Raw genomic sequence first — 25,703 nt, forward strand, 5'->3', positions numbered from 1 at the left:
AAGGTGTCTTTTGATTTTTATTCTTCTATTTGACGATCAGCGATTTCTTTTTTTCTTGGCTGTTTGATTTCATTCGTCAGTTCTTGGATGCTTTGTTTCACATTGCCTTTGCCAGAGAAATTCTCAATAATTTCTTTAACATCAATTCCAGAGGAAGCTTTCAGACTTTCTTGAAGACTGGACATAAGGTTTGTCGCATAGCTGGTCACTTTGTTGGCGCCGCTGCCTTCCCCGTTACCACCTGTATCAACAACTGTAATTTTATCAATGTTAGAAAGTGGAGCAGATACTTGTTTCGCATATTCAGGTAGCATTTTCACAATCATATCAAGAATCGCCGCTTGACCATACTGTTCGAATGCTTCTGCAATTTTCTCTTTCGCTTCTGCTTCCGCAAGTCCTTTCAACCTAATGACTTCTGCTTCTGTTTCCCCTTTTGCACGATCGGCTTCCGCTTTGGCAAGCCCGTCAATCCGAACTTTCTCTGCTTCTGCTTTTGCCATTGCTTCAATGCTGTATTTCTTCGCATCTGCTTCTGCAAGACGCTTCGCTTTTTCCGCCGCAGCCGACTGCTCAACAGCATAACGGTCCGCATCTGCTTTCTTTTTCACTTCAGAATCGTATTGACGCTCACGACGCTGGATCTCTTTTTCTTCTAATTCAATTTGCTTCTGACGTTCAATGATTTTGACTTGCATTTCTTGTTCAGTTACGTGCTGACGATTACGAGCTGTTTCAAGATCGTACGCTTGGTCAGCGCTTGCTTTTGCTGTATCTTGTTCACGTCTGAATTCTGCTCTTTTCAGCTCATTGATTTTTTCTGCTTCAGCGATTTCAGTGGCACGCTCAAGCTCAGATTTTTTCGCATCTTTATCTGCTTCTGCACGTTTGATACGTGTTTCTTTATCTGCTTCTGCTGTCGCAATATCTGCATCGCGTTTCACTTGAGCAATTCTAGGTTTACCTAGTGATTCTAAATAGCCATTTTTATCACGGACATCTTTGATTGTAAACGATACAATGACAAGACCCATTTTCGCTAGATCTTGAGAAGCGACACGCTGTACTTCTTGAGAAAATTTCTCTCTGTTTTTATAAATCTCTTCAACTGTCATTGACCCTAAAATGGAGCGAAGGTGTCCTTCTAGTACTTCTCTTGCTTCATTTTCACGATCTTCTTTTGTTTTCCCTAAAAACTGCTCTGCAGCAGTGGCGATTTCTTCAATTGATCCACCAATTTTAATGATGGCCGTTCCATCCGCCATGACCGGTACACCCTGCTCAGTATAGACTTCAGGCGTTGAAACATCTAGCTTGCTAGATAGTAAGCTGAGCGGCTCTGCTTGTTGAAAAACAGGGAGTACAAAGGTACCTCCACCTCTTACAATCTTAATCTTGTTTCCACCTTCATCCACGTGGACATTTTTACTTCCGAGGTAACTTCCTGTGACGATTAATGCTTCATCTGGACCAGCAGTCCGGTATTTCGAAACAAATACACCAATAAGTGCAATGAGAATCACAAGCACAATTCCAATAATAATTAATATGGTTGTTCCTGGCATAGCATTCCCTCCTAGATTTCTTCATTTGGTATAACAGATAACACGCCTTTGTTCACTTCGACGACCAGCACCCGGGTTCCATATGGAATCTCCTCTTCGTCGAAACTGACGGCAGGCTTTGAGATTTTTCCGCTGTTACTAATTAACAGCACTTCTCCAAACCCATCTTTTGGTACAGATACAATGATCTCCCCAGTTCTTCCTTTTAGGTCGGCCTCCGTATATGAAAGAGATTCTTCAGCAGAGGAAAGCGGGACTAAGACAAATACATTTAAACAAGTAACGAGAACCACTGCGAGGATGGCAGATAATACGGCGCCAAGTCCACTTCCTACAATTGCTGTTTTTTCAGAGATAAATCCTCCAGCCGAGAAAAAGGTAAGAAATGCGAGGATCAATGTTGGTTGAAGGAACGGGACAGGAATCGCTTCAAACAATCCATCAAATACATCGCCAAAAAAGACGAAAACAAGCGTCAGGATTCCTGATACCATCAATATGTATAAGTACAGCGTCTGAAGAGGCAGCCCAAACACATCCATCTTCCTCACCCTTTCTTTATGAAATGAGCAGCCTTTCATTCATTTAGACTATGCTCACATCCAAGTGTATTCCTTCTAACAGGTAATACGAACCACTTTTGTAAAGGTTTCATTTTTCATCACAATTCATTAAAGGATTTCTCGGATAGCTAAAGAATGATTGTCTTGTACCAGTATGATAAAATTTGATCTTGAGGTGAGAGAAATGAGTTTATTACATGAAGCAAGACAAGAATTGTGGCAGGAGCTGCAAGGATTGAGCGAAGAACAATTAAATCAAAAATTATCTGATGATACTTGGAGTATTCAAGAAGTTGCAGATCATTTAAAGAAGATGGACCTAGTTGCAGCAAAACATCTAGCTGCCGAGGGGAAAAAAGCACCGATTAAAGAATATGAGCCAAAGCCGGTGGAAATGGCAGAGGATCGTTCAAGAAAAGCCACCGCGCCTAGTATTGTTGAACCAGAGCGCAAGCATGTGACACCTACACATTTAAAAGATGAGCTTGATACAGCTCGTGAGAAATTAAATCAAATTTTATCAACGTTTACAGAGGAAGATTTCAAACGCGTGATTCCACATCCTGTGTTTGAAGAACTTTCATTAAAACAATACCTTGATTTTATCGGTGCACACGAAAAACGCCATATTCATCAAATTAAAGAAATTAAAGAACAGCTATAAAATGTAAAAAAGGCTCCCTTCTGGGAGCCTTTCAGATTGTTGACAAAGGGCTAAAATGAACTTTATTTTAGCCCTTTGTCTTCTTTTCAGCGTGATAGAAAACCTTTGCATTCTAGGAAGGACGAGCATCGGCGCGGAGCGAATTTAACATTCGTGAGCACCGAAGCGCAGGACTGACACCGAATGCGAGGGTTTGTCTACACGCTGAAAGACTCCCTTTTGGGAGCCTTTTTTCATTGTTACACTGTTTTAGGTGTTAAATCAAAGCAGCGAGCGTAAATCCAGTTGTATGCTTTTTCATTCAGGTCTCTTGGATTTCCAACTGTTTGCGGATCTTTCATTGCTTCTTTAGATAAGCGATCGATCATATCTTTTGGTACACCTTGTTCTTCTAATGAAGGAACTTCTAGGTCTTCCACTAAATCATACATCCAATTCACTGCTGCTTTTGCGGCTTCCTCTGTTGTCATTCTGCTTGTATCAATTCCGAATGCTTGCGCAATTCGAGCGAACTTCTCTGGGTACCCTTTCCAGTTATATTCCATGACAGGTCCCATCATTGCCGCTACACATTGGCCATGTGCGACAGGAATAATACCCCCAAGCGTTTGACTCATCGCATGGGCTGCACCAGCTGATTCACTTCCATAGGAAAGTCCTGCAAGCATCGCAGCTTGTGCCATGCCATATCTTGCTTCTAAATCCTCTCCATCAGCAAAGGCACGGCGAATATAATGAGCAGCATATTCAATGGCCATGAGCGCTACCGCATCTGTAATTGGCTGAGCAAACTTCATCGTATAGCATTCGATCGCGTGCGCAAGCGCATCAATCCCCGTCATTGCCGTCACATGCGGCGGCATAGATACATGAAGCTCAGGATCAATCACTGTTAGGTGAGCTGCAATGAGCGGTCCACCTGTGTTGAATTTAAATTCCCTTTCTTCGTCAGTGATCACTGCCCACTGCGTGACCTCTGAACCTGTACCAGCCGTTGTCGGAATTGTGGTTAACGGAGGGATTCTATTTTCAAGCGGTTTTTTCCCCTCAGCCGCTTCGTAATCAAGAACTGATCCTTCATGAGTCGCTTCCACACCGATAGCCTTCGCTGTATCCATTGAGCTTCCGCCACCTACTGCGACCAAACCATTACAACCTTCTTTTTCATATAACGCAGATCCTTCATTGACTAAACGGACTGGCGGGTTTGGTTCTACTTTATTAAATAGAACCACATCAACTTGTGCTTCTTTTAATGAAGCAATCACTGGATCTACAACACCTGCTTGATAAATACCAGGATCTGTGACAAGCAATACCTTTGAAACGCCGTATGCTTTTACTTCTTCCCCAACATGTTTCACTGCCCCAATGCCATGCTTGATGACAGTCGGAATTTCAAACGTATGGAATTTTTGCATGCTTTCAATTTTCATATTTAAAGTCATATAGAATCTCCTCCAGATAAGTGATATTTATTTAAACCAATGAACCGCTTCTGGTTTTGTATTTCGATATAAATGTTTTAGTTCCGTATATTCTTCAAGGCCCGTACGTCCTAATTCACGTCCAAGACCTGATTGCTTATATCCACCCCACGGTGCTTGGGCAAAATAAGGATGGAAGTCGTTGATCCATACCGTGCCTAATCTTAATTGACGAGCCACTCGTTCGGCTTTGCCGATATCAGAAGACCACACCGCTCCTGCTAAACCATAAATCGTGTCATTTGCCAGCTCGATGACTTCTTCCTCTGATCGGAAGGATTCGACAGTGAGGACTGGTCCAAACACTTCTTCCTGTACAATTCGCATCTCTGATGTACAGCCTGAGAAAATCGTCGGCAAGTAGAAGAATCCTTTTTGAAGCTCCTCTGCATCAGGTCGTTTCCCACCTGTTTCTAATGTTGCGCCTTCGTCTAAACCGATGCTGACGTATTTTTCTACTTTTTCTCGATGCTCAGCTGAGATGAGCGGTCCGCTCTGGGTTCCTTCATCAAAGCCGTTGCCTAGCTTGATTTTTTTCGTACGCTTCACCAGTTCTTCTAAAAATTCATCGTGAATGGATTCTTCCACTAACAAGCGTGAACCTGCTGAACACACTTGCCCTGCATGGAAAAACACAGCATTCATTGCCTGGTCAACCGCTACGTCTAAATCAGCATCTTGAAAGACGATATTCGGGTTTTTCCCGCCGAGCTCTAGGGCGATTTTCTTCACATTCCCGCTGGCTCCCTGCATGATTTTCTTACCTGTTTCAATACCGCCTGTGAATGAAATTAAATCGACTTGGTCATTGACAGCCAGCTCATCTCCAACAGTTGCTCCAGGTCCAAGCACTAAGTTGGCAACGCCTGCTGGAACACCCGCTTCTTCCATAAGTTTGAAAACTTTGATCGTGGTTAATGGTGTAATTTCACTTGGCTTTAGTACGATTGTATTTCCAGCTGCAAGGGCAGGAGCGATTTTCCAGCTCGCTTGAAGCAATGGATAGTTCCAAGGAGTGATTTGACCGCATACACCGACAGGTTCTCGGACTAATTCGCTTTTTGAGTTTGGAATAGGAGATGCAATGATTTCCCCGCCATCCTTATCAGCAAGACCTGCATAATATTGAAATACATTCGCAATATCGTCCATATCTGCTTTGCTTTCCTCTAATGTTTTACCCGTATCAAGTGATTCTAATTTGGCTAATTCATCAAGGTCTCGTCTAATCAATTCCGCAATTTTAAACACAATATTTCCTCTTTCAAGTCCAGGCATGTTTGCCCAATCACCTTGATCGAAGCTTTTTCTCGCTGCCTTAATGGCTAACTGCGCGTCATTTCTTGATCCTTCACTGACTGTCGCGATCACTTCTTGATTAAATGGATTGATGATATCTCTTGTGTCGCCACTCTTAGCGCCAACCCATTGTCCATCGATAAATAGTGTTTGACTCATAGAAGGAACCTCCTCTGATTCTCTTTGGTAAGTTTGTTAAATAAAATTTTAACGTTTTGAACATAATTAACTTAACATGTTCAAATTTTTCTGTCAAAGGGGGATATGCTTCTTTTATTTTGACATTTTGCATTCTTTCGTTAACATATAGTCCATAAAGATTTTTTTGAACGTATTGAATTCACTTAATAGAAAGCAGGGACAAGATGAAAAAGCAGGAACAGCCACAAGCAGAAGACCGCATTTTAGCTGCTAAAGATCTCGTCATTGATTCCATCGCTGAAACAATGGATCTCTATGGCATTACTAGAAGTGCGGGTATTTTATATGGAACGATGTATTTAAATGAGGAAATGACGCTGGATGAAATGCGTGAAGAGCTGCAAATGAGTAAGCCTAGTATGAGTACGGGTGTGAAAAAACTGCAAGACATGAATATTGTCAAAAAGACCTTTCACCGTGGCCGAAGAAAACACAGCTTTGTTGCTGAGAAAGACTTTTTTAAGTTTTTCATGAACTTCTTCCCGCAAAAATGGGAACGAGAGGTTGAGGTCAATCTAGCAGCGATTGAAGAAGCGCAAGAACGCCTTCAAGATGTAGCTCGTGATGAGCAGGCGGAGGAACATGAAAGAGAGGAAGCGAAACAGCTCATTGAACAGCTTGAAAGCTCAAAAGCCTATTATGACTGGCTTAGACGATTAGCCCACTCGGTTCATTCGGGAGACATCTTTGACTATATTCCGATTGATCAGAAAGAAAAATAGCCGAGGTGTTTGTGTTTTACAGCTTGAATTTTACAGGAGGATTGATTATAATAAGTTATGTCGTAATACTTCGGGGCATTAGCTCAGCTGGGAGAGCGCTACGCTGGCAGGGTGAACGACATAACCCGAAGCAAACAGACGTTCTCTGATAAAGACTGATTTAATAAGGTTCTATGATGAGCCTTTCTGAATAAATATTTTCATTTCTGAACAAAACTGAAAGGGTTGGTCCCCAATCCGTCCCCATAAAAAAACAGACCATGCAGGGTCTGTTTTAATTTTGCCTATACGTTTTGAGAAGTTGTGTTTCGATCGATCATCGTCGTGTTTCGATCGATTTTTTGTATTTCTATCGATGTCGTGTTTCGATCAGTTGCAATAGTGTACACTCCTGCAGCTGCAATCACAGTAAGAGCAATCATCGTAAAACCCTTCTTAAAACTCATACAAACAATCCCCTCTCTGAATTTTGAGTTGTGTTTCTAATACCTTTTGATAAGCAGCTGTTGCTTCTTCAAATTGACCTTGTTTCCCATACTCATCTGCATACACTATATAGCATGCCTCAGCGTAAGCGAAAAGCTGTTTCTGTTCTAGATACTGAAACACTTCGGCCAGCTGCTCCTCATTTATATTATTAACATAAACCGCTTCTAAGAAGGTAAATAGATTTTCATAAAGCTTATTAGGGGCATCCTCAAGTATATTAGTTCCTTGTATTAAAGATGCTTCTCCTTCTTTAAATCTTCCTGCTTTAAATTGCGTACAGCTAATCGCAAAATACAATTTGGTAAGAAGCTCCGAATCATCATCTGCCTTTTGAATAGCCTTCTCAAAATAATTGATAGCTTCATCCCATTGACCGTCTCTATCAAATGTATGGCCAATGTTCAAAAATGCTTTAGTTAAGATTTTTTGATCTCCAATTTCCTCTGCAATTTTAATTGCATTCTTTAGATGAGGAATTGATTTATCGTGTCGAGCCAAATCATCATAATTTCCTGCAATTACAAATAAGCATTGAATTTTTCTAATCTTGTATAACTCATACTGATCGTAAATTTCAAGCGCCTTAATGATATGATGCATGGAAACATGAGTTTGTTTCATAATATAGTAGGCTTCAGCCACCTTGAAGTGAAACTCGGCTTGCTCAATATCATCTATAACTAGCGTAAGTTGTTTCTCGGCTATTTTATAGTATTGGATGGCCTGTACATATTCTTTTATACTAAACTCATACATTCCGCGAAAAAACGCGTTGTAATACTGCAGCATGCCCGACAATTTATGATTGGAGTTTTCTATTTTATCAACTAATTCTGCAATGGATAAAGAGCGTTGATCTGAGGGTTTAATATAATCAAGCATAAGCTGATGACGAAAGCACATCAATTGATAGTAAATCAGTAAATCCTGGTCTTCTTCCATTCGTTCAATTTCTTGTTCTACCTCAGCTTTCAAAATCTCTGCATCCGGTACACTAAATTGACGAATCATTTTATACCATTCATTTATTTTCACACCAACATGTGAAGAAAGAACCTTCTCCATCCCCTTACTCCCCTTCCACAAAATTCCCTTATATTACATATATTATTACATACAGGAATTTACAAAGCACCGAAAAGAAACCGCAAAAAAGTACAAAAAAAGAGCTCCTGTAAAGGAGCCGTGTGAGTAATACATGAGTAATAGTGGTTTGATAAAGAAGTAAGTAAATCATTGAAATATACGAATTTTTTATCCCGTTTCCGCGGGTAAACCGTATATAAATTTATTATAACTCAAACTTAGACACAGAACAAACATTCGGTTATAATTTCTTTTGAGGTGGACTAAATGTGGAATACAGAAAAGGATCAAAACCGTTGGAAGATGAAGTTTATATTGCCTGAGCATAACGAAGCACTAAGGCAACTTCATCTTGCAAAACATAAGATTGAGCGACCAACATTAAGCTCAGAACAGATTGAGGAATTTGAATATACAATTGCCACAGCAATGAGTGAAGACTTGCCGCTGGACTTTGAGTTATATGATAACGGCTTTGTTCGCAAAGTAAGTGGGTGCGTTGTATACGTGGATCATCTACGAAAGGAATTTCGTGTGAAGGATGATCGTGGCGATACAAATTTCATTAAGTTTTCAGATATACTAAATGTAAAGACACCCTAACTAATGTTAGGGTGTTTTGATGTGTTTGTACATTATTCATGAGCAGGAGCAATTTTGGCTACTGGCGCACCACAAAAAAGCATGAATACGAATAACACGCTCGGCTTAATTGCAAGGCCCATACCGCCTAAGTATACTGCCACTGTCATCCAATCTCCCTTATCTATTGCTTTTTGCAGATGCTTTAAAGTACCTTTAGCGATACCAACTGCATCCTCAACACAGCGAGTTACCGTGTTACTTTTCGTGGTCACTTCTTGATTCATTAATTTTGCGAAAGCGATCATTCCATTTTTCTCTGCATCTGTATAAGGTGATTTTGCAAGCTCTTCTTCATTAATTGTGTAGCCTTTTTCTTTATCAGAAATGATAATCTTTGTGAAGATGTATTCAATTTCTTTTAAAGACTTCTCAATTTGCTCTTCTGTCAAACCTTCTAATCCCTTTGTGCTTTGTGTCTTTGCAGCAGCTGCTGGCGCAAATGCAGTTACAGCCAAAACTAATGCTAACATTAAAAAAACCAATCTTTTCATTTAATAACTCCCCCTTTTTTAAAGTTCGATATTACTTTATCATACATTTATGTAAAACAAAGGGTTTTAAAGGAGAGTTAAACCCATCAGACATAATCAGACATAAAGTGACATATTACCCCCACAAGTTTAAAGATAAAAACGAGAGAAAATAAATTACCATGCCCAACATTACAAAAAATTTAAGGAAATTTTCGTACTTAGTGAGGGGTCGCTCTTTTTTTGTTTTGACTAATTTCCAATAAAGAGCGTATCCAGAGAAGAAAAGAATTAATTGACCAAGTCTTGAAGCGTTCTCTAATATATCTATGCCATTCATTATAGTTCACCTCCACATCAGAGAAAAATCAAACATTACACACGTTAGGCTTTTAAAGACTATCCAACATGTTCATGTTTTCAATTTATTATCGCAAATATCCTATCACTTTCCAATATTTATGTAAAAATAAGTAATAAGAAGCATTATACTTGCTAGATAGAACATTACTTTTGTTACTTGTTTTGGGGATATACCGAGAAAATATAACAATTTTACTGATGAACATTTTGTATCTAATAAACACAAATCCCCCCTAACCTTCATGATTAGGGGGGATGACTTATTTCAATGATTTTTCAAGAGCCGCTTTAGTCTTTGGACCATATATGCCATCTGGGGTTAACCCATGCATCATTTGAAATCGAGACACTGCATTCGCAGTCTTGGGTCCGTAGTACCCATCGATTCCATTATTGATCGCTCCCTTATCAGGATAAAAATAAATCGATGCTAGGGCTTGTTGTACTGCTTTTACAGCTGCCCCCTTTGTAAGCGGCTTTGTAACTTTTAAAATGCCAGATGGCAAGTTAAACGATTTTTTAGGCTTACTCGCTTTTGGCTTGGATGGTGTATTTTTGACAGGTGTTGCTTCCACAGGCTTCGCTGTTGCCTTGTTACTTGTATGAGCGGTTGCAATACCCGCTTTGAAGCTGTCCCAGCGATTAAGCAACTTTCGTGGGCATTCTTTGCCGCTCCATCTCTTATGTGGCACAACGTTGGCCAATGGAATGCCTTGCTCAGTCATCAGCTGACGAATTAGCCATTGGGCGTTCTCAACTGCCTTTTCAAAGTCCCCATCAGCATTCTCACAAATTTCGATACCAATTGATCTCATATTGCCGGTTCCCCGACCATCTCCCGCATGCCAACCGTTTTCGTTTAGCGGCAAATGCTGATAGATACAATTTTCATCCACAGTAAAGTGCCAGCTTACCCCCGTGCTAGATCGCTTAACAAAACTAGCGTGATTAGCTGCGTCTGCTCCTTTTTTAGTATTAGCAGTATTGTGGACCGTAATATATAAAGGCTTCATGTAGTTGCCAGGACGGTTCTTGTTGCTTTTCGGAATATAATCTTTAATGATTTTTACCACGTTCATCGTCTCCTTTTTGGTCTATTAAATATAAAAAGAGCCACCTCATGGCAGCTCCTTACTTCGTTAATCCTTTTTGTTGCAGCGCTTCTTTTTGCAGCTTGCCTTTGTCAGTCACATAGTTGTTTTTAAACCATGCCACCAGGGTTGTTACGATTGTGAAGATCATTGAGAAAGCAAGATACAACGTTTCAGCCAGTGAAGTAACTTGATCTTCATCAATCGGCAAAACAGGTTTGCCGAACATTATAAGTCCTTGGTTGATCAATGCAATAAAAAGAAGCACCGTGCGGATCACAGTGCCTTTGTCGAATGTTTTCATGATTTTTTCCTCCTATTTTAAATTCCGTTCAATTTTATCGAGCTTGTCGATTACTACGTCGTACTTCTCACTAAACTTTGCTAACACTTCATTTTGCGCTTCGATTTGTTCATTGAGCTTGTTTTCTCGTTCCTTTGTTGTGTTTAATACGTAAAACAAAACCCAACAAAAAAGAACCGCAAAGGGTCCTTGTGTCATCAAATATTGAGCCAAATCCATTTCCACCATGCTCACCTACTCCCTCACTTTGTCCACCCCCTTAAAGAAGGCAAAATAAAAAACCTTTCTACTAGGCTTCTGACGTTTCTGTATATGCTTCACCTGTTATTTCCTTGTATTGATCCTGTGTAACATATTCCTCCTGAACGCCCTCTTCTAGATCTTCAATTGAACAATCCTTGAACGACATTGCTTGTTTAACCATTGCAGTTGTGGCCCATTTATAAAATAACGCTAACACCCAAAAATTAAGATTCATCTGTAAACCCTCCCTTCAATTTAAGGACGTCTATTCGCATTTCTGCCAGCTGCTGTCCTAACATCGCATTTACTCTTTCTGCCTGTTGACGAGCGATTTTTTCTTTCGCTAACTGTTCACCAATAAGAAGTAATTGCTTTTCGACCTGGGTCATAGGTTGTTCATTATCTAATTTCAGATACTCTTGCCAAGCAGCTTCCAACTCTTCAGCTGAAGGCTCAGGTTCTTCTAAAAACCATGTATCTATGAACTGTCCCTCTCCATCATCCCGAACCGAATAATCCTTACCTAGTTCCGCATTTGGATAAAGAAATTTTATCGCTAGTGCCTTATTCATCTTTTCCCTCCTATCCCATTTATCTCAATTGAGACATCGTTACATAAGCTGTGTTTATTGATACAGTCTTGTTGGTCCCTCTTGGTGTTATATAGAAAGTTACCTTATCCCCGGCTTTAAATTTTTGTAATAAATAAAGCACGCACGTACTTGATGATGTCGCTGGATTCCAGTTTCCGAACCTCTGGTATTCTGATCCGTTGACATAACAGGCCAAGATATTATCTGATCCGACTGTAATATTATTACTAGTGACATAAAGCCTGATTAAATAAAGACCACTGTTTTTCAGTATGATCTCAGCACGAGAGCGGTTATACTCTGATAAATCATCCGCTCGTGATGTCCCAAAAACAAGCTTTGTTGCAACATTTTCAGCAGCAGAAACCGATGAATTATTTTGATCATAAGTATCAACAAAGGTGCTGTTTGCCAAATCCTCCACTGTTAAAACTTTTTTCCAACCTGTGAAATTCCCCTCTGTATGAACAGTTCCGAACCAATGTAGATTATCAAAACTTCGACATACATGAATGTTTTTTCTTGTTACAGCAGTATCAACATCAATATTGAACCAACCTGAGTCGTTTACGGTCGGCATATTTGTAAGGTATTGACCTGCTGCATAATAACGACCAGGAGGCAATGATAAGACATCTGTTCCGTTTAATACTTTGGGGAGCGGTTTACGTTCACCTGAATCTTGCGTCAATTTATAGAGTTGTCCATTGTTCCATTTATCTTTTTCAGCTGTTGTCGGCAGCTGCGTCCACGTGATAGATATATGGCTAGAATTATAGTAGAAGTAGTAGGCATTACCTGATGTGTCTACCGCAAAACCGGTTCCGATGTTGTTTTGTCCCACCGTCTGAATACCTCTCAAATAGGCATTGCTGGGTGCTGGGGAATCTTCTACACCTGGGGATGCAATGAAAGTACAGGTCCCTTTGTCTTTAATCGCATCATAAATATTTTTGTCAGCTGGAACAGAGATCAAGTATTTGCCGTCATCAGCTGTGATTTTATATAACTGCGATTCATTCCATTTCTTTTTCTCCGCTTCAGATGCATGCGGCTTGGTATCGTCAATATGTCCAATGATCTGATCTAACAGTCCATAGTCATTTTCAAGCAACACTTTAACCATGTCATTGAACAGATCCGCATGAGCCTTGTCACTTGTTTCAAACACTTTAGGAGATTTAATATCCATCGATGAGCACTCCTTTCCTAGTAAATATCATCAATCTCAAAGATGAATTCAATGTCACCATCTTTTTGCTTGTCTGTCATAGTGCGGATGGCGGTGAATTTACCGTCTTCGTCGACAAGTGCTAGTTCGTTGATCACTTCTCCTGCCAGTTCTCCTTCGGCGATCGTGCAGGTGTAGCGGATTTTCGCCGGCTCCATAAACTCATATGAATCAATGTCCTTTTGAACAAGTTCACTCTTTAACTCTTGTTCTGTTCCATCCAGAGAGATTGGTTTTCCGTCTTTCGTTCCACCTTTTCCGAAAGCCATCTTGACCACTTTAGTTAGCCTTGTTCCCTCTGCTCTAGCCTTCGCCATTTGTTGGCGAGCATAAAGCGTTGTAACGGTTAATTGATCAGCCATAATGATCCTCCTTTATAAATCTATTTGTTTGGACGTGGCAGCTAGATATTTTGAACCGTCGAGCGGTACCGATCCATCAAGCGTCCAATATTTCTGCTTAATGATTACACTTCCGCTTTGCTCATTTGATACATGAGCAGCCATGCGGAATGTCATTTTCTTTTTTTCTTTCCTAACATGATTGAAGCGTGATCGAAGCGTAAGAGCAGCTTGTTGATCCGTTTCATGTTTGGCTCCTACCATGACATATCTTGTACGTCCAAGAACCTTCATTTCTTTTTTGAGCTTCATGGCCAATTTTAAAGACTGCCTAAACCGAACAGGAATGTCAGTAGAATTGCGCGATCCGCTCAAATAAAAAGTGCCATTCAGTAAAAACTCTCCATTTAACAGAATCGGGATGTGATCAAAAAAGCCCACTCTGCTGCGCAGTGTGAGCCGATTATGATAATCTTTGATTTCATGAACATCAGTATGATGAACGCTTGTGAATTTGTAAGCCAAGTGTGCAGGCTTTAAGTTTTCAAGCGTCTCCACAATGTATCTGGTGTTCTGCAGGTCATCCAAATTAACACGAAGGGAGAAATGATAGCGGCCTGTCGTTAGACGAACCACTGCGCTAGGTTTCTTCAAGAACCGGTTCACTGCTCTTTCTAGTGATGCATACGTGATCGGTGGAATGTTTGACATGAGATTCAATACACGTGCCCTTCTCAATTCAATCGAGTCACCTGACTCACGCTGCACCTTCAGCATTCTTTCCCATCGATCCAATCCCCATGTTGCTGTGATCGGAAAAAGCTGATCAGTCATATCAAAAATAGAATCATCTAGCCTTTCCATCTCAGGAGCCTCTGATTTCATTAATTCATCAAATTCAGTGATCTCCGTTAGATAAGCAGGCAGGTAAGCTTTCATTTCATCAAGCTTGCTCAATGACGTTCACCTGCCCTAGACGCGGAATTTCAATGTCTTGGAGGGGCAAGTTTTTGGGTTCGCCGTTTATCAAGACATCCGCATAATCAGAGACACTATCCGCATGATATAAAATGTCATTGATCGCTGACATTCTAATCACATTTTCTTCAAAGGCAAGTGATTTTAGAAGCGCTTTGACCTTCTCTTCAATCTCTTGTTGTGCATCTTCAATGGAGTAATCCATTTTAAGCTCCACAGATACAGACACCTCTACATCTTTCCACTTGGCGCTTTCAACAGTGGCAGTTGCCCCGATTGGTGCTTGGCCTTCTCCTTCGCCTGGAGCCGGATCAATGTACTCCTGCACCTTATTGACAAGCAGATCCGTCGCAACATCAAAATTACCATCTGTGATGACAACTTTCACTGTACCTTCACCATTCCAAAGCGGGAACACCTTCGCCCTGCCAACTCCTTCAACTTCTTCAGCCCACTTTTTATAGTGTGCTTTGTTGGCACTGACAGCTTCACGTCTTGCCCTCATCAAGTACCGTTCATAAAGAGCTTCATCGTCTTCTTCCTCTTGACCAGGTATTTTCAGCTCCTCGAAAATGACTGATTCTAAACCTGGTATGTTATCGAGCGATAGGAGCGGCAGCTCTGCAAAATTCCCATTGCCTACAACACCAGTCGTTTCACATTTCAAAGTTCCATCAGATTCAAACTGAAAATATAGACTATCAATGTAGAACCTTGATCCCGTTGGTATTCTTATACCTTCGGGCGAGACTTCAACGGACCATACAGCACTTGTGGCCGCTTTACGAGTGATCCCCACTTCTGCTGCTCGTCGATCTAAAAATTCCCCCTGCGCTGTATCTGCAAAGACAAGATCGAATACCTGATCTAGCCATATATAAGATTGAGCAAGTTCGGCAGCTGCAGGGGCCAACGCATTCCATATCACGCTGTTTTCACGTTTATCAATATCATCGGGTATACGTTCCAGCATTCGCTCCATGATGGCTTCATAAGACTGATCTTCAAACATCTTCGCCAATCACCTCCTCGATCTCCAAGGTTCCTTCATCTGTCACAACATCAAAGACCACCTTAAAGGCTGCACCCTCTTTAGTGATCTCAAAATCTTGAACACTTTCGATTCTTTCATCTACTAAAAGAGCTTCTTCAATGAGCCGCGGGATCTCCATTTCCTTGTATTCGTCCGTTGATTCTTCATCAGACACAGCTTCTTGAACCTCACATCCTACATCATGGCTATAAACAGCATGTGAATATCGTTCCGTTCGCAAAGCCATATAGACGAACTGGCGAATGGCATCAAGACCATTGATCTTTTCATTGGTTAGACGTCCTGACTCGAAGTCGATACGGTAGGTGGTCGAAGGTTCAACAATATCCTCTTCGTCCTCATCCAAATCCTCAATCTCTTCTTCAGGTGAAAGAGCCATTATGAACCACCTCCTACTACTTTATCTAAGATGTAAAACGTTTGTCCGCCTGTCATCGCAAGGACCATGACACTATCGCCTTCTTCTAGCTCATCATCTTCTCCCTCGTCTAAGCGGGCTGGCCAGATAAGAAGTTCTTCAGGAATGATGAGTTTATCATTCTCATTGAGTCGAACACTAAGAGGGGAAACAGACACCACATCACCAAGTATCAAGTCAGTTGGCGATTGTGCATCCACAGCATCGACAGCCAATCGCTTAATTGCCTCGCTTAGTTTCATGTCTGGTTCCCCGTTGGGATCGTATTCTTTTCAACGACATCAATCGTCATGGTGTGTTTGGTTCCTTTAAATTCATGGCTATCTTGATCGATCCAGTACGTTTTTTTGATACCGATATCAGGAATGATGATGCGTATTGGCATGCCGCTTTGTAATCCAGGAATACCTAGAGCTTGGATACTTTTGAGTTCTTTTTTCACGCCCTTTTTCTGTGAGAGACGAACATCAGCCCTCTTTTGCAGCTGTGCCTGATTGATTTCCCCTGACACTCTTTCGACGTGCTGCAGGATGCCGTATTTACTTCTAGCAGCACTATCATTCGCCACAGCCAACATCTCAATCTCTTTCTTTTGCGTAACAGTTTTCGGCTTGGTAGGTTTGGTCGTTTTCTTATCTTTTTCTTTATCTTTGTCAGTAGTCTTAGATTTCTTTTTTTCCTTCTTCAGCACCTTAATTTTTTCCACATGTGTCGCTCTCATCTTTACACGTGTGGCTGTTTCCTCAATCGAGGTGCTGTACTGATAATCAATGAGATTCACGCCTGATTCAATGACCCATACTTCGGACGGATCAGGCCACGCTCTCAGCCCCATCTTTCCTTTAGCAGAATAGATTTGATAGTTACGCCCTGTTTGCTTCTTTGTTTCTTTTAACGCCTGCAGGATGATGTCATAAAGGCTTGTATCGTTTTTGAATACAAGTGATTTAATGACATGGCCAGTGTTAGCGATCGACGTCATCGGGATCTGAAAATCTTGACCAAGCCGCTTCATTATCTGATCAGCTCTCTTATTGGAAAAGACATAGACATCCTGGTTCTTCACCAAATACTGAAGCATGTCGTAAGCAGTAAAAGTGATCTTTTCATCTTTGGGCGTTCTTGCAAATACTGTTCCTCGAAAGAGTTCTTTTCCTTTCCACTTGAAAAGAACAGTGTCTCCTTCTTTGATGCTGTAATATTTTTGTGAACCCTGTTTAGTCACGATAGTTGCTTGTATAGATCGGGGAGCTTGATACCTTTGACCACGAAGCGTGACGCTCTCTGTCACAAGCTCATACATGGTCCCGCTCCGCACTGCAAAGAGTTCTATCAATCGGATCACCCCCTATTGTGGTATTTTTAATTTTTGACCAGGGAAAATCCAATGCCCTGGTTGTCTAATATTGCGTCTACTTCGTTTGATCATCGCGGCTTTATTCGCATTCCAAATGCGGCGCCATTTTGTGCTATCACCATAGAAGCGGCCAGAAATATCCCACAAGGTATCACCCTTTTTAACGGTGTACACTTTTGGTGCGCCTTTTGAGCTGCGTTTTTTGCTGCTCTTTTTGGCTTTCCTTTTAATTTTTCTAGGTGATGCAGTTTTATATTCTTTAAGCTGCAGTGTGAATTCTCGATCACCAACATCATAAGTACCTTCATTGTGATTGAAGCTTTCTATGCTGCATTGCATATTTATTTTTGTCCCTGTGACAATAAAGCGTACAGGCTTTTTTGATTTCATGAATCGCTCTATTTTGGCAATCGCATTCTCTGGTGAAGGAATGCTTTTATATTCGGAAATCGGTGTATATTTCTTTGGAAAAAACGTTGCAAATGAAATTTGGCGAGCCCCTGGTACATCCAAAAATGTAAGCTCGCCAAATTTTGATACTTTGATAGATTCATTTTGTACGTTGTTGTTCAGTTCAAGTTTTTCAGGAAGGACAGGGAATCGTAATTTGTCCTTCCCTTGCGAAATCCAAAGTTGATATTTTGATTTAGCCATCGATCACGACCCCCTTCGTTCCTGTGTTGATTTCATTCTCTAACTCATCAATCAACATCTGTTTGATCTTCTCTGCAAGCCCTTCTGCATCTTGGCCATTATGATAATGCTGCTCACCATTAAAATTAATGATGATCTGTTTTGATCCACCAGAAGCAGAAGGTGCATTCGCTGTGCCAGCTGTTACTGTTTGCACCTGCCCTTGTGAAAGCTCAGATGATGCAGTGTTGGCCGGATCATATACGTCCATTCCTAAAGCCTGTGCAGCTTGAGCCAACAAGTAGCGACCACGTATGCCTCGTTCTTCAGGAATAATCCATTCACGCTTGTTTCCTTCACCGACTCTAGCTATCTGTTCCTGAGTGATCAGTCCCCCGTTTGCATAACCCTTATATGGTCCACCGTTTCTGATACTTCTCAATCCAGGCGTGTTGTACACATTCCCATATCTGCCTTTGATGTAATTGATAGCAGCTGCAGCATTATGAATCGGGTTCCAGATGTCGTTCATGCCGCTTGCCTTATTAGAATTAAAGGTCGGATCAATGGTCTGCATCAATCCTTTAGATGGCGTTCCTCTTTTGGCGTTTGAATCCCATAGGTTGATCGCTTTCGGGTTTCCACGTGACTCATGCTGCGCGATCGTCATCAAACCAGGTAACCAGCTCATAGATGTACCGGTTGCCATCAGAGCTGCCATAAGCCATTGTTGAACACTCAGATTAGATGCGCCCATTCCACTAAATGCAGCAATTAAGGAACCGGCTTGATTCTCTGCGAATTTCTTTACATCAACTGAATCAAGACCTTTGACGACACCGATTGATGCGAATTTCCCAAGACTCATCATGACACGTGAAGGAGAATGAATATCTAATTCTTCTCTAAACGCCTGTTCTACTTTCTTCGCCATGTCCTTGGCCGCTTGTGTCACTTCGCTTCCTTTTGACCTCATACCGCTATTGAATGAGTCAATCAGTCCACCGCCCCATGTAGGTGACTCTTGGCGAGCGGATAAGAAAGGTTGTCTTACATTTTGATCTAAGAATTGACCTGTGCCAGTTGGTGTCATGTTTTGACCTGCAGCAAAGCCGGTGACAGTTTGAGCTCCGTACTGCGGAGTCGATGTCTGAATTTGAGTAAATGGTTGATTAATATTTGCCTGTTTCCATTTCTCCATGGAAATGACTTTATTATTTAGTCCCTTCTCGAATTCAGACGTGAACTGTTCTCCGTATTTTGATGCGTTACCTGCGTCTCCAATTGATACTGATCCACTTGCAGAAGTGGAAACTGATGAAGCAGATGCCGGTGTCATTGGAGACGATGAGCTTGCTGGAGAGGTAGGTGATGAACCGTTTGGCACTACGGACATTCCAAGATGAGAAGCTGCTTGTGCAAGTAGCATCTTTCCTCGTCCTTTGTTGTTTTCAGTCGGGATGACAAACTCTTTCCCAGCCTCGCCGATCCATGATAAGGTAGGTTGGGTGATATAACCACCGGTGGCTTTCTGATCTGGTTTTTTCCCCTTAGTAGGGACTTTTTTCATACCTGTTTTTTCTTCACCTATTCCTTCAAAGAATTTAAATCCTTTTCCAGTAATCTCTTTTGCTTTACCAACCACTTTACCAACTAAACCGAAAAACCCATTCCATATTTCTGTGAGTTTTTCAGCATGACCCTTCAACGGTTTAAATACTTTCTCTTCAAACCATCCACTCACTGTTTTCCAAATACCCTTGATGATTTTCCATGCATCCTGAAATTTCTCCCACACGAATTCAATTGCTGGCTTTGCATATTTTTGATACGGCTGCCACACATACTCATCAAACCATTTGGCAAGTATAATCCAAGTGGTTTTAATCCAATTCCATGTATTTTTAAACAAATTCCATATAAAGATAATGGCTGGCAAAGCGTAAGTTTTAAACGGCTGCCATACATACTCATCAAACCAAGTTGCAAGTATCACCCATGTTGTTTTAATCCAGTTCCATGTGCCTTTGAATAGATTCCAGATAAACATGATGGCTGGAATGGCGTATGTCTTAAATGGTGTCCATACATATTCATTAAACCATTCAGACAATACTCCCCATGTCTCTTTGATCCAATTCCATGTATCAACAAGTTTATTCCATACCCATCCAATGGCTTCTACTGCATATTTACCATATGGTTTCCATACCTTTTCCATGAACCAAGTTGATGCAACACCCCATATGGTTTTAATAATGTTCCAAGCAACGGTGAAAACACCAACCACAAAGTTGATGATTGGTACAACAAAGTTATAAATAGGTATGAATACTTTTTCCATGAACCAGTTAGAGACTTTCTCCCAAGTGGTTTTAATTTTTGTCCATGCTTTTTCAAAAAAAACACCAATTGGTTCAGCCACGTTGTCATTGAACCAAGTAGAAATATCTTTCCATGTATCTTTAATCCACTTGATTGCATCCTCTGACCATTTGACGATCTCATCCCATTTTTTCTTGATGGTACCGTTATCGAACATCTTTCCAATCCATTTGCCAAGATCACCGCCAAAGATGCTTCCTAAGATTCCACCGATAGCTGTTCCGATACCAGGTGCGATCATTGTTCCGATTGCGGCTCCACCAATACCGCCACCTAGATTTCCTGTGAACCCACCGATCTTCTCGCCTTTATTATCATTGTTCATACCGATTAACTCTGTTGCGGCAATCAGTGTACCGAGAATAGGAATGCGTTTTCCAATACTCTTTGCACCTTTACCGAGATTTCCTAAGAATCCACCGCCACGCCCTTGGTTTGGCGTTGTTGGACGTACCGGCTCCCCTCTATTGATCCAAGGCTGACGATATTCAGGAGGTCGTTGGTTCCTTGGCGGTCGCCCGGCTCCTCCAGAACCTCCAATTACACCACCGCTCGTTCCTGCTCCCATTCCTCCTCTTAAACCTTTGCCCCATTTGTAGGCAGCAAAAGCGCCAGAAAGAATGGATTTGAGCGGCTTTAATAACGTGGCCACTTTTCCGAGGAATGCGAGTGCAAACGCATTGGCAATCAAAGCACCAGCAATTGATCCTTCTCCAGTAAGAGCATTCAAGTTGATCTCACCGATCTTCTTGGTGATACGAATTCCCAATTGCGCTGGATCAAGAGCTTCTAAAAATGATTCGATGAATATCCTTCCTGCTTTGGCTCCTGCATCAGTGAAACTGTCCTCGGATGATTTGTCATCAATACCAAGTAGACCGTTGATAACACCGTTTATGATACCGCCGTAAGTCTTCCCAACATTTTCAGCCATCTTAAAAAGACCTGGTTTCCCTGTCTTTTCCCACCATTGGCCAAAAACGTCTTTCGTATTATCAAGGACAAGCTTCCACCGAGTTTCAAAGTCCATTTCCCTGTATTTTTCTAGTTGTTCAAAGTGCTTCTTCAGCTTAGGGTTGTCCTTAAATTTCACTTTGAGTTCTTGTGTCTGCTTTTTGGTTAACTTCTCACCAGGAAACAGAATTTTAAATTGATCACCAATGAATCCGAAAACACTCTTTGTCGGATCAAGGAAGCTGTTAGCGAATTTCTTGCCCGCCTTTTCAGCTTTGTTTGATAGATCAGTCAGCACAAAGGAATATTCCCCGCGCCACGTTCTAAATGCTTCTAACGCAGGTTGAAACGCAGCTGCTAGTCCTTTACCCCAAGGCATAAGTATGCTGTTGTTGATGAATGATTTGACACCAAGGAATAAGTTGGCCAAGTTATCAGACATTTTGATCATCATGTCGTTGTATTTGCCAAATTCCTTCGTGACTTCTGGCCACGTTTTATTTATGTCTTTGCCGCTCTTTGCAAGTTTTTCGAGCTTACCTCTGGCATCACCAGAGATCGCCCCCATTTCCTGAAGCGCTGCGGTTGCGTCACCGATAGGACGCCCCGATTTAATGCCGTCATATAAACGCCCCATCCATAGCGCAACTTCTGAGAACGGCCGTTGAACACCTGCAGCAACATCCCCGACTAGCTTCATGCCTTCAGTCGTAGAAAGAGCATTTCCTGTAAATACTTGAAGGACACGACTTGACTCGAAAATCTCATCACGAGTAAATGGCGTTTGACCAGCAAAGGCCGTCAGCTCGTCCAGACGTGCATCTGCTTTTCCTCTGCTGCCGAGCAGTGTTTCAAAAGCCGTGGTCATGTTCTGTCGATCCGCTACCATTTTGAGCGGCACGACAATACCACCTGTTGCACCGGCACCGACTCCAAGCAATCCAAGTGTGCTAGTGACAGCTGACACAATCCCCCGTAAAGGCTTTGTTATAAGATCAAGGACCTTGATTGTGGTTGTGTAAGTCCGTCCCAAATGGGTATTTGCAAATGAGACAGCTCCACGTACTGGAGCCGTAAAACGATCAATCGCATTGATCGCCACCCTGTACTCAGTACCGAGGGTATTTCGAGTATAAGAAGCTATACGGCTTACCGTGCGCCGGACCATATCAACGGCTCTAATGGTATAGCTGTAGCCCCGGCCAAGCTGACGCGCTGCATATGAAGCAATACGTTTGATTCCCGCCGTTGCCCGATCATAGACCGTTATGGCAAACCGTTCTACTTTGCCAAACTTCCGATCGATGTAACGACGAAGCCTGACAAGCCCTGGTGTTGCCTGATCTTTAATGCGCATCAGCACGCTATGAGTACGCGGCATCTTGCGTTGTAAGAAGCCGTTGAACTTTTTCAATGCCTTTGTGGCCAGATCATTTACATCCAGCGTGAGCTGATAAGTTCGCGCAAGATCACGCAAAACAAACCGTTGCACACGTCTTAAAGCAATTGTGGCATTGTCGCGTACTCTCAATGTGATCGGCCGCTCTGATCTGCGGCGCAATCTATCAAGTCGTTCCATATCTCCTCTAATCAAACGCAATTTACGCGTGATCCGGTCTTGTAAATCAAACCGAGCTGTTAAACGAGCCATGTCTTATCCCCCTTTCTTCGATTCTTTTTCTAACACTTCAAGTTTGTGGGCAATCAACCCAAACAAAAAGGCCTTGAATTGCCTTGGCGCTTCATAGACCTCTAAGAGTTCAGACGGGGAGTAATGAAGCTCATGCATGCAGTAATACAGATACACAGCCTCTTTGTTCCCGTCCTTTATTAGTTTTTTGCTTCAGTTTCAAGATCCTCAATTTCATCTTCAAACCCGTTGACCTCAATGGCTTTGTTTAACCAGTTCGCATATTCACCGCCGACAGACAGGACACGCTTTGCCACTTCGACTGGATCTTGGGTGCTGTATGCTTCACGCAGTTCTTTTGATTTGAAGTCTGGGTAAATGGTTGATTCAACTGCGATACGTGCGTAGAACCGTTGAGAATCCAAGTCTTTTACACGTCCACGACCTTTAACATTTTTGAAAGTCGTGTTTTCTTTCTCCAGTTCATCGATGCGCTCTGTTGTGATCGCTTTGAATACGAATGGAATCACTTTACCTTCTTTATCAACGAAACGCTTTGAGATAATGGATTTGACTTCTTCCGCTTCTGTTGTTTGTCCTGGCATAAAGAATGAAAGATCATATGTGTTGTTTGTTTGTTTTTCGCTCATGTTTAAAAACTCCCTTTGATTTGTTTTTTTGAATACAAAAAAGCACATCCATTTTTTGAATGTGCTTTCCAATCTTTTCATGTATAATAGATATCGTACAATTGAACGGCTTACTCAAGGGTGGTCTGGCTCATCCCCGTTAGAAAGGGGGTGATGCTTATGTCAACGTTTCAAGCGATTTCGCTCATGCTTTTATTTGGGATGTTTATCCTTGCATTGTTGACTTACGTAAAGAAAAAATAGACCTCCCTTGAGCTCTGGACAAGTTAAAGGGTAGAGTCTATTTTCAAAATACTTTATCTAGCTTTCGGATTAAGCCAGCCCCTTGAAGGGCCTCATTGTACATTGCCAGGATGTTGACGCATCCTGGCTTCTTTTTATTTTATGCAAATTTCTTTGCTTGTAAACATTGCTTCTCAAAAAAATTAATGACTAACGTCATTATAACAGACGGGGTCAAATTTGTTAACTTTGTTCACACTTTTTTTCAGTTGTTTAGAAACTATCCTTCAGCTTCTCAGGAAGATCAAAGTCCTCAAACGTGAAAGGAACCTCTTCTTCAAGTGCTTCTGAATCCACATCAAGCCCCGCGATCTTTGCAGAATCAAAGTTCACATCAAACAATGTGACACGCTCAGTGCCACGAGCGGATGATTTGTCATCCAGAACAGCTTGAATAGTGAAGTATGGGTCTTCCCCTTTCTTCACATAGTTGAGCATGAGCTGTACAAAACGTGATGTGACTTTATAAAAAGTCGCTGTACCAGTACCATTCGCACCGGTTGTCTTGTGACCGGTCATGCGACGGCCCATAACGTTAACTTCTGATTTGTTTTTCTCCACGTTCGCTTCAAATGTTTTAATAAACGCCAATTCCTCACCATCGAGGAATAAGCGTCCTTCCTTACCTGAAATGGTATTCTGCGCTTTAAAAGCCATCTTATTTCACCTCTACATTGAAATAGAATTTTTCAGCTGCATCAACAGGTTGAACAGCTAGATCAATCAAGAAACCGTCACGATCTTCATTTAAAGCGATCGTAATATCTGTTTCAGAGTCAAAGCCAGTGATTCCAGATCCATCTTGGAGCTGCGTGAGATATTGCGTGATGAGTGTTTTCACCAGCTGCAGCCCATCATCAGATGCAGGAATGTCATTGCCATTTGCTTTGCGTAATTTAATCAAATTCTTCAATTCACGAGTGAGATCGTTGTTGATCGCATCGAGCACTCGAATGATTTTGTTTTTCGCAAATGTCTTGTTCTTCTCGGTTGTATAAGTCGTTAAGGAGTTAATGTCCTTCTCAACGCTCACTGTGCGATCACGCGCATCAAACGTGAACAAGAATTCGCCTTGTGATAAACGGTATTCCACTTGATCATTATCAAGACGCTCTAACGTATCAACAGCCCCTTCATATTCCACAAAGGTTAATGACTGATTGAAGTTGGCTCCTGCCGCTGCACCGGCCACCCATGCAGTTGCTTTGGCTGGTGTGATCTCTGTGCCGTCTTCTAGCAGAACGCCACTTGTGACATTGATAATTCCCTCGTGATCAGCTTCATAATTCGGTAAAACACCTTGCACTTTACGACCTTGGTCATCACGCAGACGCTTGACGAAAGCCACAAATGTCGCTTTTAACTGCTCGCTAGTGTTATTAGGTAGCGCAATTACGTCAAAGTATTCTGTTTCAGCTTTTTCAAGGAATGCTGTGTAATCTGCCACGCTTGGCACACCGTTTTTCCCACCGCTTAGTGTGACACCAGCGGTGATTGTCACTTCACCTTCACCAGAGAACGAAACATATTTGTTTTGCTTCAGCTCTTTGACATCAGTGACAACCTGCTTATCAACAATGTCTGTACCAACGTAAGTCACCACATCACGCTTGGAGCTATCCAATACGTTTTCAGTGACTTGGATCGTGACCTCATTCCCTTTCTGTCCACCATAATTAGCAAGAACGTTGAAATTCTCGCTGATCTGAGCCTTTGCAGGTTCACCCTCATTCAAGCGATATAAAAGAACCGTCTGTGCTTTTTTCTTCGCTTCTCGGAAAAGAAGAAGCGACTTGTCATCGATGTTTAATCCGACTTTTTTATTTAAGTCCTCGATGCCTGAGATAGAGATGAACGTCTTAGGCTCTCCCCAACTCATAGTGATTGGGAGTGCAACGGTGCCGCGATCACCTAACGTGATACGCTGCTGTGCTGTGGTTTTGAAATTGAAGTAGATACCAGGACGCTTTTTCTCTGATCCTGGTGTAAAAGTACCTCCATTCAT

The 25,703-nt window shown here is 41.7% G+C and carries 28 protein-coding genes and 1 pseudogene; 4 read left to right on the top strand and 25 right to left on the bottom strand.

Annotated features, from left to right (window positions below; all coding sequences use genetic code 11):
• Positions 1-17: 17 nt before the first annotated feature.
• Complete coding sequence (locus LCD34_RS05135; RefSeq protein ID WP_007500611.1) at positions 18-1,565, bottom strand: flotillin family protein; 1,548 nt, start codon at positions 1,563-1,565, stop codon at positions 18-20.
• 11 nt (positions 1,566-1,576) lie between these two features.
• A complete protein-coding gene (locus tag LCD34_RS05140; RefSeq protein WP_017359006.1) occupies positions 1,577-2,107 on the bottom strand; it encodes a hypothetical protein in 531 nt (176 codons plus the stop codon).
• A gap of 205 nt (positions 2,108-2,312) precedes the next feature.
• Here LCD34_RS05140 and LCD34_RS05145 point away from each other — a divergent pair, with 205 nt between their 5' ends.
• Complete coding sequence (locus LCD34_RS05145) at positions 2,313-2,792, top strand: DinB family protein (RefSeq protein WP_224558605.1); 480 nt, start codon at positions 2,313-2,315, stop codon at positions 2,790-2,792.
• A 239-nt stretch (positions 2,793-3,031) separates the two neighbouring features.
• On the opposite strand, the gene LCD34_RS05150 is transcribed toward LCD34_RS05145, so the two are convergent.
• Complete coding sequence (locus LCD34_RS05150; RefSeq protein WP_008344050.1) at positions 3,032-4,240, bottom strand: iron-containing alcohol dehydrogenase; 1,209 nt, start codon at positions 4,238-4,240, stop codon at positions 3,032-3,034.
• Between the two features lie 27 nt (positions 4,241-4,267).
• Positions 4,268-5,737, bottom strand: coding sequence for a betaine-aldehyde dehydrogenase (gene betB, locus LCD34_RS05155; RefSeq protein WP_224558606.1), 1,470 nt, complete (start codon positions 5,735-5,737; stop codon positions 4,268-4,270).
• Positions 5,738-5,943: 206 nt separating this feature from the next.
• Here betB and cudC point away from each other — a divergent pair, with 206 nt between their 5' ends.
• A complete protein-coding gene (gene cudC, locus LCD34_RS05160; RefSeq protein ID WP_072368320.1) occupies positions 5,944-6,501 on the top strand; it encodes a choline uptake/conversion transcriptional regulator CudC in 558 nt (185 codons plus the stop codon).
• A 284-nt stretch (positions 6,502-6,785) separates the two neighbouring features.
• Here the strand turns inward: cudC and LCD34_RS05165 are convergent, their stop codons facing one another.
• Both LCD34_RS05165 and LCD34_RS05170 read right to left on the bottom strand, forming a co-directional pair.
• Positions 6,786-6,947 carry a RapH phosphatase inhibitor gene (locus LCD34_RS05165; protein ID WP_117616612.1) on the bottom strand — a complete coding sequence of 54 codons (162 nt, stop codon included), beginning with the start codon at positions 6,945-6,947 and terminating at the stop codon, positions 6,786-6,788.
• Positions 6,937-8,055, bottom strand: a complete 1,119-nt coding sequence (locus LCD34_RS05170) for a tetratricopeptide repeat protein (protein ID WP_224558607.1) — start codon at positions 8,053-8,055, stop codon at positions 6,937-6,939. Before LCD34_RS05170 ends, LCD34_RS05165 begins: the two co-directional genes overlap by 11 nt.
• A gap of 288 nt (positions 8,056-8,343) precedes the next feature.
• On the opposite strand from LCD34_RS05170, the gene LCD34_RS05175 reads away from it, so the two are divergent.
• Positions 8,344-8,679 (top strand): YolD-like family protein, encoded by a 336-nt coding sequence (locus LCD34_RS05175; RefSeq protein ID WP_224558608.1) that lies wholly within the window; start codon positions 8,344-8,346, stop codon positions 8,677-8,679.
• A gap of 32 nt (positions 8,680-8,711) precedes the next feature.
• Here the strand turns inward: LCD34_RS05175 and LCD34_RS05180 are convergent, their stop codons facing one another.
• The 17 genes and pseudogenes from LCD34_RS05180 to LCD34_RS05265 all read right to left on the bottom strand — a co-directional run bounded on the left by LCD34_RS05180 (position 8,712) and on the right by LCD34_RS05265 (position 23,416).
• Positions 8,712-9,212 carry a hypothetical protein gene (locus LCD34_RS05180; RefSeq protein ID WP_138278013.1) on the bottom strand — a complete coding sequence of 167 codons (501 nt, stop codon included), beginning with the start codon at positions 9,210-9,212 and terminating at the stop codon, positions 8,712-8,714.
• A gap of 602 nt (positions 9,213-9,814) precedes the next feature.
• Positions 9,815-10,627: an N-acetylmuramoyl-L-alanine amidase gene (locus LCD34_RS05190; RefSeq protein WP_224558609.1), complete on the bottom strand. Its 813-nt coding sequence runs from the start codon at positions 10,625-10,627 to the stop codon at positions 9,815-9,817.
• A 58-nt stretch (positions 10,628-10,685) separates the two neighbouring features.
• Positions 10,686-10,949 carry a phage holin gene (locus LCD34_RS05195; protein WP_224558610.1) on the bottom strand — a complete coding sequence of 88 codons (264 nt, stop codon included), beginning with the start codon at positions 10,947-10,949 and terminating at the stop codon, positions 10,686-10,688.
• 12 nt (positions 10,950-10,961) lie between these two features.
• Complete coding sequence (locus tag LCD34_RS05200) at positions 10,962-11,174, bottom strand: BhlA/UviB family holin-like peptide (protein ID WP_025092921.1); 213 nt, start codon at positions 11,172-11,174, stop codon at positions 10,962-10,964.
• A 64-nt stretch (positions 11,175-11,238) separates the two neighbouring features.
• Positions 11,239-11,427: an XkdX family protein gene (locus LCD34_RS05205; RefSeq protein ID WP_224558611.1), complete on the bottom strand. Its 189-nt coding sequence runs from the start codon at positions 11,425-11,427 to the stop codon at positions 11,239-11,241.
• The gene (locus LCD34_RS05210; RefSeq protein ID WP_224558612.1) at positions 11,417-11,764 is read right to left on the bottom strand and encodes an XkdW family protein; all 348 of its coding nucleotides are present in this window, start codon (positions 11,762-11,764) and stop codon (positions 11,417-11,419) included. The genes LCD34_RS05205 and LCD34_RS05210 overlap by 11 nt, the downstream gene beginning before the upstream one ends.
• 19 nt (positions 11,765-11,783) lie before the next feature.
• Positions 11,784-12,977 carry a hypothetical protein gene (locus tag LCD34_RS05215; protein ID WP_224558613.1) on the bottom strand — a complete coding sequence of 398 codons (1,194 nt, stop codon included), beginning with the start codon at positions 12,975-12,977 and terminating at the stop codon, positions 11,784-11,786.
• A 17-nt stretch (positions 12,978-12,994) separates the two neighbouring features.
• The gene (locus tag LCD34_RS05220) at positions 12,995-13,378 is read right to left on the bottom strand and encodes a phage tail protein (RefSeq protein ID WP_096881285.1); all 384 of its coding nucleotides are present in this window, start codon (positions 13,376-13,378) and stop codon (positions 12,995-12,997) included.
• A gap of 495 nt (positions 13,379-13,873) precedes the next feature.
• Positions 13,874-14,314: pseudogene (locus LCD34_RS19625) on the bottom strand (YmfQ family protein); the annotation flags it as partial.
• Positions 14,301-15,347 (bottom strand): baseplate J/gp47 family protein, encoded by a 1,047-nt coding sequence (locus LCD34_RS05230; RefSeq protein ID WP_224558614.1) that lies wholly within the window; start codon positions 15,345-15,347, stop codon positions 14,301-14,303. The gene LCD34_RS05230 and the pseudogene LCD34_RS19625, both read right to left, overlap by 14 nt.
• Positions 15,340-15,768, bottom strand: a complete 429-nt coding sequence (locus tag LCD34_RS05235) for a DUF2634 domain-containing protein (RefSeq protein ID WP_216099064.1) — start codon at positions 15,766-15,768, stop codon at positions 15,340-15,342. Before LCD34_RS05235 ends, LCD34_RS05230 begins: the two co-directional genes overlap by 8 nt.
• The gene (locus LCD34_RS05240) at positions 15,768-16,049 is read right to left on the bottom strand and encodes a DUF2577 family protein (RefSeq protein ID WP_003212795.1); all 282 of its coding nucleotides are present in this window, start codon (positions 16,047-16,049) and stop codon (positions 15,768-15,770) included. Before LCD34_RS05240 ends, LCD34_RS05235 begins: the two co-directional genes overlap by 1 nt.
• Positions 16,046-17,143, bottom strand: coding sequence for a phage portal protein (locus LCD34_RS05245; protein ID WP_224558615.1), 1,098 nt, complete (start codon positions 17,141-17,143; stop codon positions 16,046-16,048). Before LCD34_RS05245 ends, LCD34_RS05240 begins: the two co-directional genes overlap by 4 nt.
• Before the next feature lie 12 nt (positions 17,144-17,155).
• A complete protein-coding gene (locus LCD34_RS05250) occupies positions 17,156-17,818 on the bottom strand; it encodes a LysM peptidoglycan-binding domain-containing protein (protein WP_224558616.1) in 663 nt (220 codons plus the stop codon).
• The gene (locus LCD34_RS05255) at positions 17,811-22,787 is read right to left on the bottom strand and encodes a transglycosylase SLT domain-containing protein (protein ID WP_224558617.1); all 4,977 of its coding nucleotides are present in this window, start codon (positions 22,785-22,787) and stop codon (positions 17,811-17,813) included. The genes LCD34_RS05250 and LCD34_RS05255 overlap by 8 nt, the downstream gene beginning before the upstream one ends.
• Positions 22,788-22,790: 3 nt before the next feature.
• Positions 22,791-22,937 (bottom strand): hypothetical protein, encoded by a 147-nt coding sequence (locus tag LCD34_RS05260; RefSeq protein WP_106156954.1) that lies wholly within the window; start codon positions 22,935-22,937, stop codon positions 22,791-22,793.
• A 29-nt stretch (positions 22,938-22,966) separates the two neighbouring features.
• Positions 22,967-23,416 carry a phage tail assembly chaperone gene (locus LCD34_RS05265; protein WP_056702424.1) on the bottom strand — a complete coding sequence of 150 codons (450 nt, stop codon included), beginning with the start codon at positions 23,414-23,416 and terminating at the stop codon, positions 22,967-22,969.
• 186 nt (positions 23,417-23,602) lie between these two features.
• Here LCD34_RS05265 and LCD34_RS05270 point away from each other — a divergent pair, with 186 nt between their 5' ends.
• The gene (locus LCD34_RS05270) at positions 23,603-23,659 is read left to right on the top strand and encodes a putative holin-like toxin (protein WP_234712501.1); all 57 of its coding nucleotides are present in this window, start codon (positions 23,603-23,605) and stop codon (positions 23,657-23,659) included.
• A 252-nt stretch (positions 23,660-23,911) separates the two neighbouring features.
• On the opposite strand, the gene LCD34_RS05275 is transcribed toward LCD34_RS05270, so the two are convergent.
• Both LCD34_RS05275 and LCD34_RS05280 read right to left on the bottom strand, forming a co-directional pair.
• Entirely contained in the window at positions 23,912-24,355 is a 444-nt protein-coding gene (locus LCD34_RS05275; protein ID WP_008361958.1) for a phage tail tube protein, read from the bottom strand.
• A 1-nt stretch (position 24,356) separates the two neighbouring features.
• Positions 24,357-25,703 carry a phage tail sheath family protein gene (locus LCD34_RS05280; protein WP_224558618.1) on the bottom strand — a complete coding sequence of 449 codons (1,347 nt, stop codon included), beginning with the start codon at positions 25,701-25,703 and terminating at the stop codon, positions 24,357-24,359.

It is taken from the genome of Bacillus sp. RAR_M1_44, assembly GCF_020165935.1.
GTDB lineage: Bacteria > Bacillota > Bacilli > Bacillales > Bacillaceae > Bacillus > Bacillus altitudinis.

Bases quoted from the DNA above. Each gene is read 5' to 3' on its own strand.
- LCD34_RS05135 (WP_007500611.1), bottom strand. From the start codon at position 1,565: ATGCCAGGAACAACCATATTAATTATTATTGGAATTGTGCTTGTGATT.
- LCD34_RS05140 (WP_017359006.1), bottom strand. From the start codon at position 2,107: ATGGATGTGTTTGGGCTGCCTCTTCAGACGCTGTACTTATACATATTG.
- LCD34_RS05145 (WP_224558605.1), top strand. From the start codon at position 2,313: ATGAGTTTATTACATGAAGCAAGACAAGAATTGTGGCAGGAGCTGCAA.
- LCD34_RS05150 (WP_008344050.1), bottom strand. From the start codon at position 4,240: ATGACTTTAAATATGAAAATTGAAAGCATGCAAAAATTCCATACGTTT.
- betB (WP_224558606.1), bottom strand. From the start codon at position 5,737: ATGAGTCAAACACTATTTATCGATGGACAATGGGTTGGCGCTAAGAGT.
- cudC (WP_072368320.1), top strand. From the start codon at position 5,944: ATGAAAAAGCAGGAACAGCCACAAGCAGAAGACCGCATTTTAGCTGCT.
- LCD34_RS05165 (WP_117616612.1), bottom strand. From the start codon at position 6,947: ATGAGTTTTAAGAAGGGTTTTACGATGATTGCTCTTACTGTGATTGCA.
- LCD34_RS05170 (WP_224558607.1), bottom strand. From the start codon at position 8,055: ATGGAGAAGGTTCTTTCTTCACATGTTGGTGTGAAAATAAATGAATGG.
- LCD34_RS05175 (WP_224558608.1), top strand. From the start codon at position 8,344: ATGTGGAATACAGAAAAGGATCAAAACCGTTGGAAGATGAAGTTTATA.
- LCD34_RS05180 (WP_138278013.1), bottom strand. From the start codon at position 9,212: ATGAAAAGATTGGTTTTTTTAATGTTAGCATTAGTTTTGGCTGTAACT.
- LCD34_RS05195 (WP_224558610.1), bottom strand. From the start codon at position 10,949: ATGAAAACATTCGACAAAGGCACTGTGATCCGCACGGTGCTTCTTTTT.
- LCD34_RS05205 (WP_224558611.1), bottom strand. From the start codon at position 11,427: ATGAATCTTAATTTTTGGGTGTTAGCGTTATTTTATAAATGGGCCACA.
- LCD34_RS05210 (WP_224558612.1), bottom strand. From the start codon at position 11,764: ATGAATAAGGCACTAGCGATAAAATTTCTTTATCCAAATGCGGAACTA.
- LCD34_RS05215 (WP_224558613.1), bottom strand. From the start codon at position 12,977: ATGGATATTAAATCTCCTAAAGTGTTTGAAACAAGTGACAAGGCTCAT.
- LCD34_RS05220 (WP_096881285.1), bottom strand. From the start codon at position 13,378: ATGGCTGATCAATTAACCGTTACAACGCTTTATGCTCGCCAACAAATG.
- LCD34_RS05230 (WP_224558614.1), bottom strand. From the start codon at position 15,347: ATGTTTGAAGATCAGTCTTATGAAGCCATCATGGAGCGAATGCTGGAA.
- LCD34_RS05235 (WP_216099064.1), bottom strand. From the start codon at position 15,768: ATGGCTCTTTCACCTGAAGAAGAGATTGAGGATTTGGATGAGGACGAA.
- LCD34_RS05240 (WP_003212795.1), bottom strand. From the start codon at position 16,049: ATGAAACTAAGCGAGGCAATTAAGCGATTGGCTGTCGATGCTGTGGAT.
- LCD34_RS05250 (WP_224558616.1), bottom strand. From the start codon at position 17,818: ATGGCTAAATCAAAATATCAACTTTGGATTTCGCAAGGGAAGGACAAA.
- LCD34_RS05255 (WP_224558617.1), bottom strand. From the start codon at position 22,787: ATGGCTCGTTTAACAGCTCGGTTTGATTTACAAGACCGGATCACGCGT.
- LCD34_RS05265 (WP_056702424.1), bottom strand. From the start codon at position 23,416: ATGAGCGAAAAACAAACAAACAACACATATGATCTTTCATTCTTTATG.
- LCD34_RS05275 (WP_008361958.1), bottom strand. From the start codon at position 24,355: ATGGCTTTTAAAGCGCAGAATACCATTTCAGGTAAGGAAGGACGCTTA.
- LCD34_RS05280 (WP_224558618.1), bottom strand. From the start codon at position 25,703: ATGAATGGAGGTACTTTTACACCAGGATCAGAGAAAAAGCGTCCTGGT.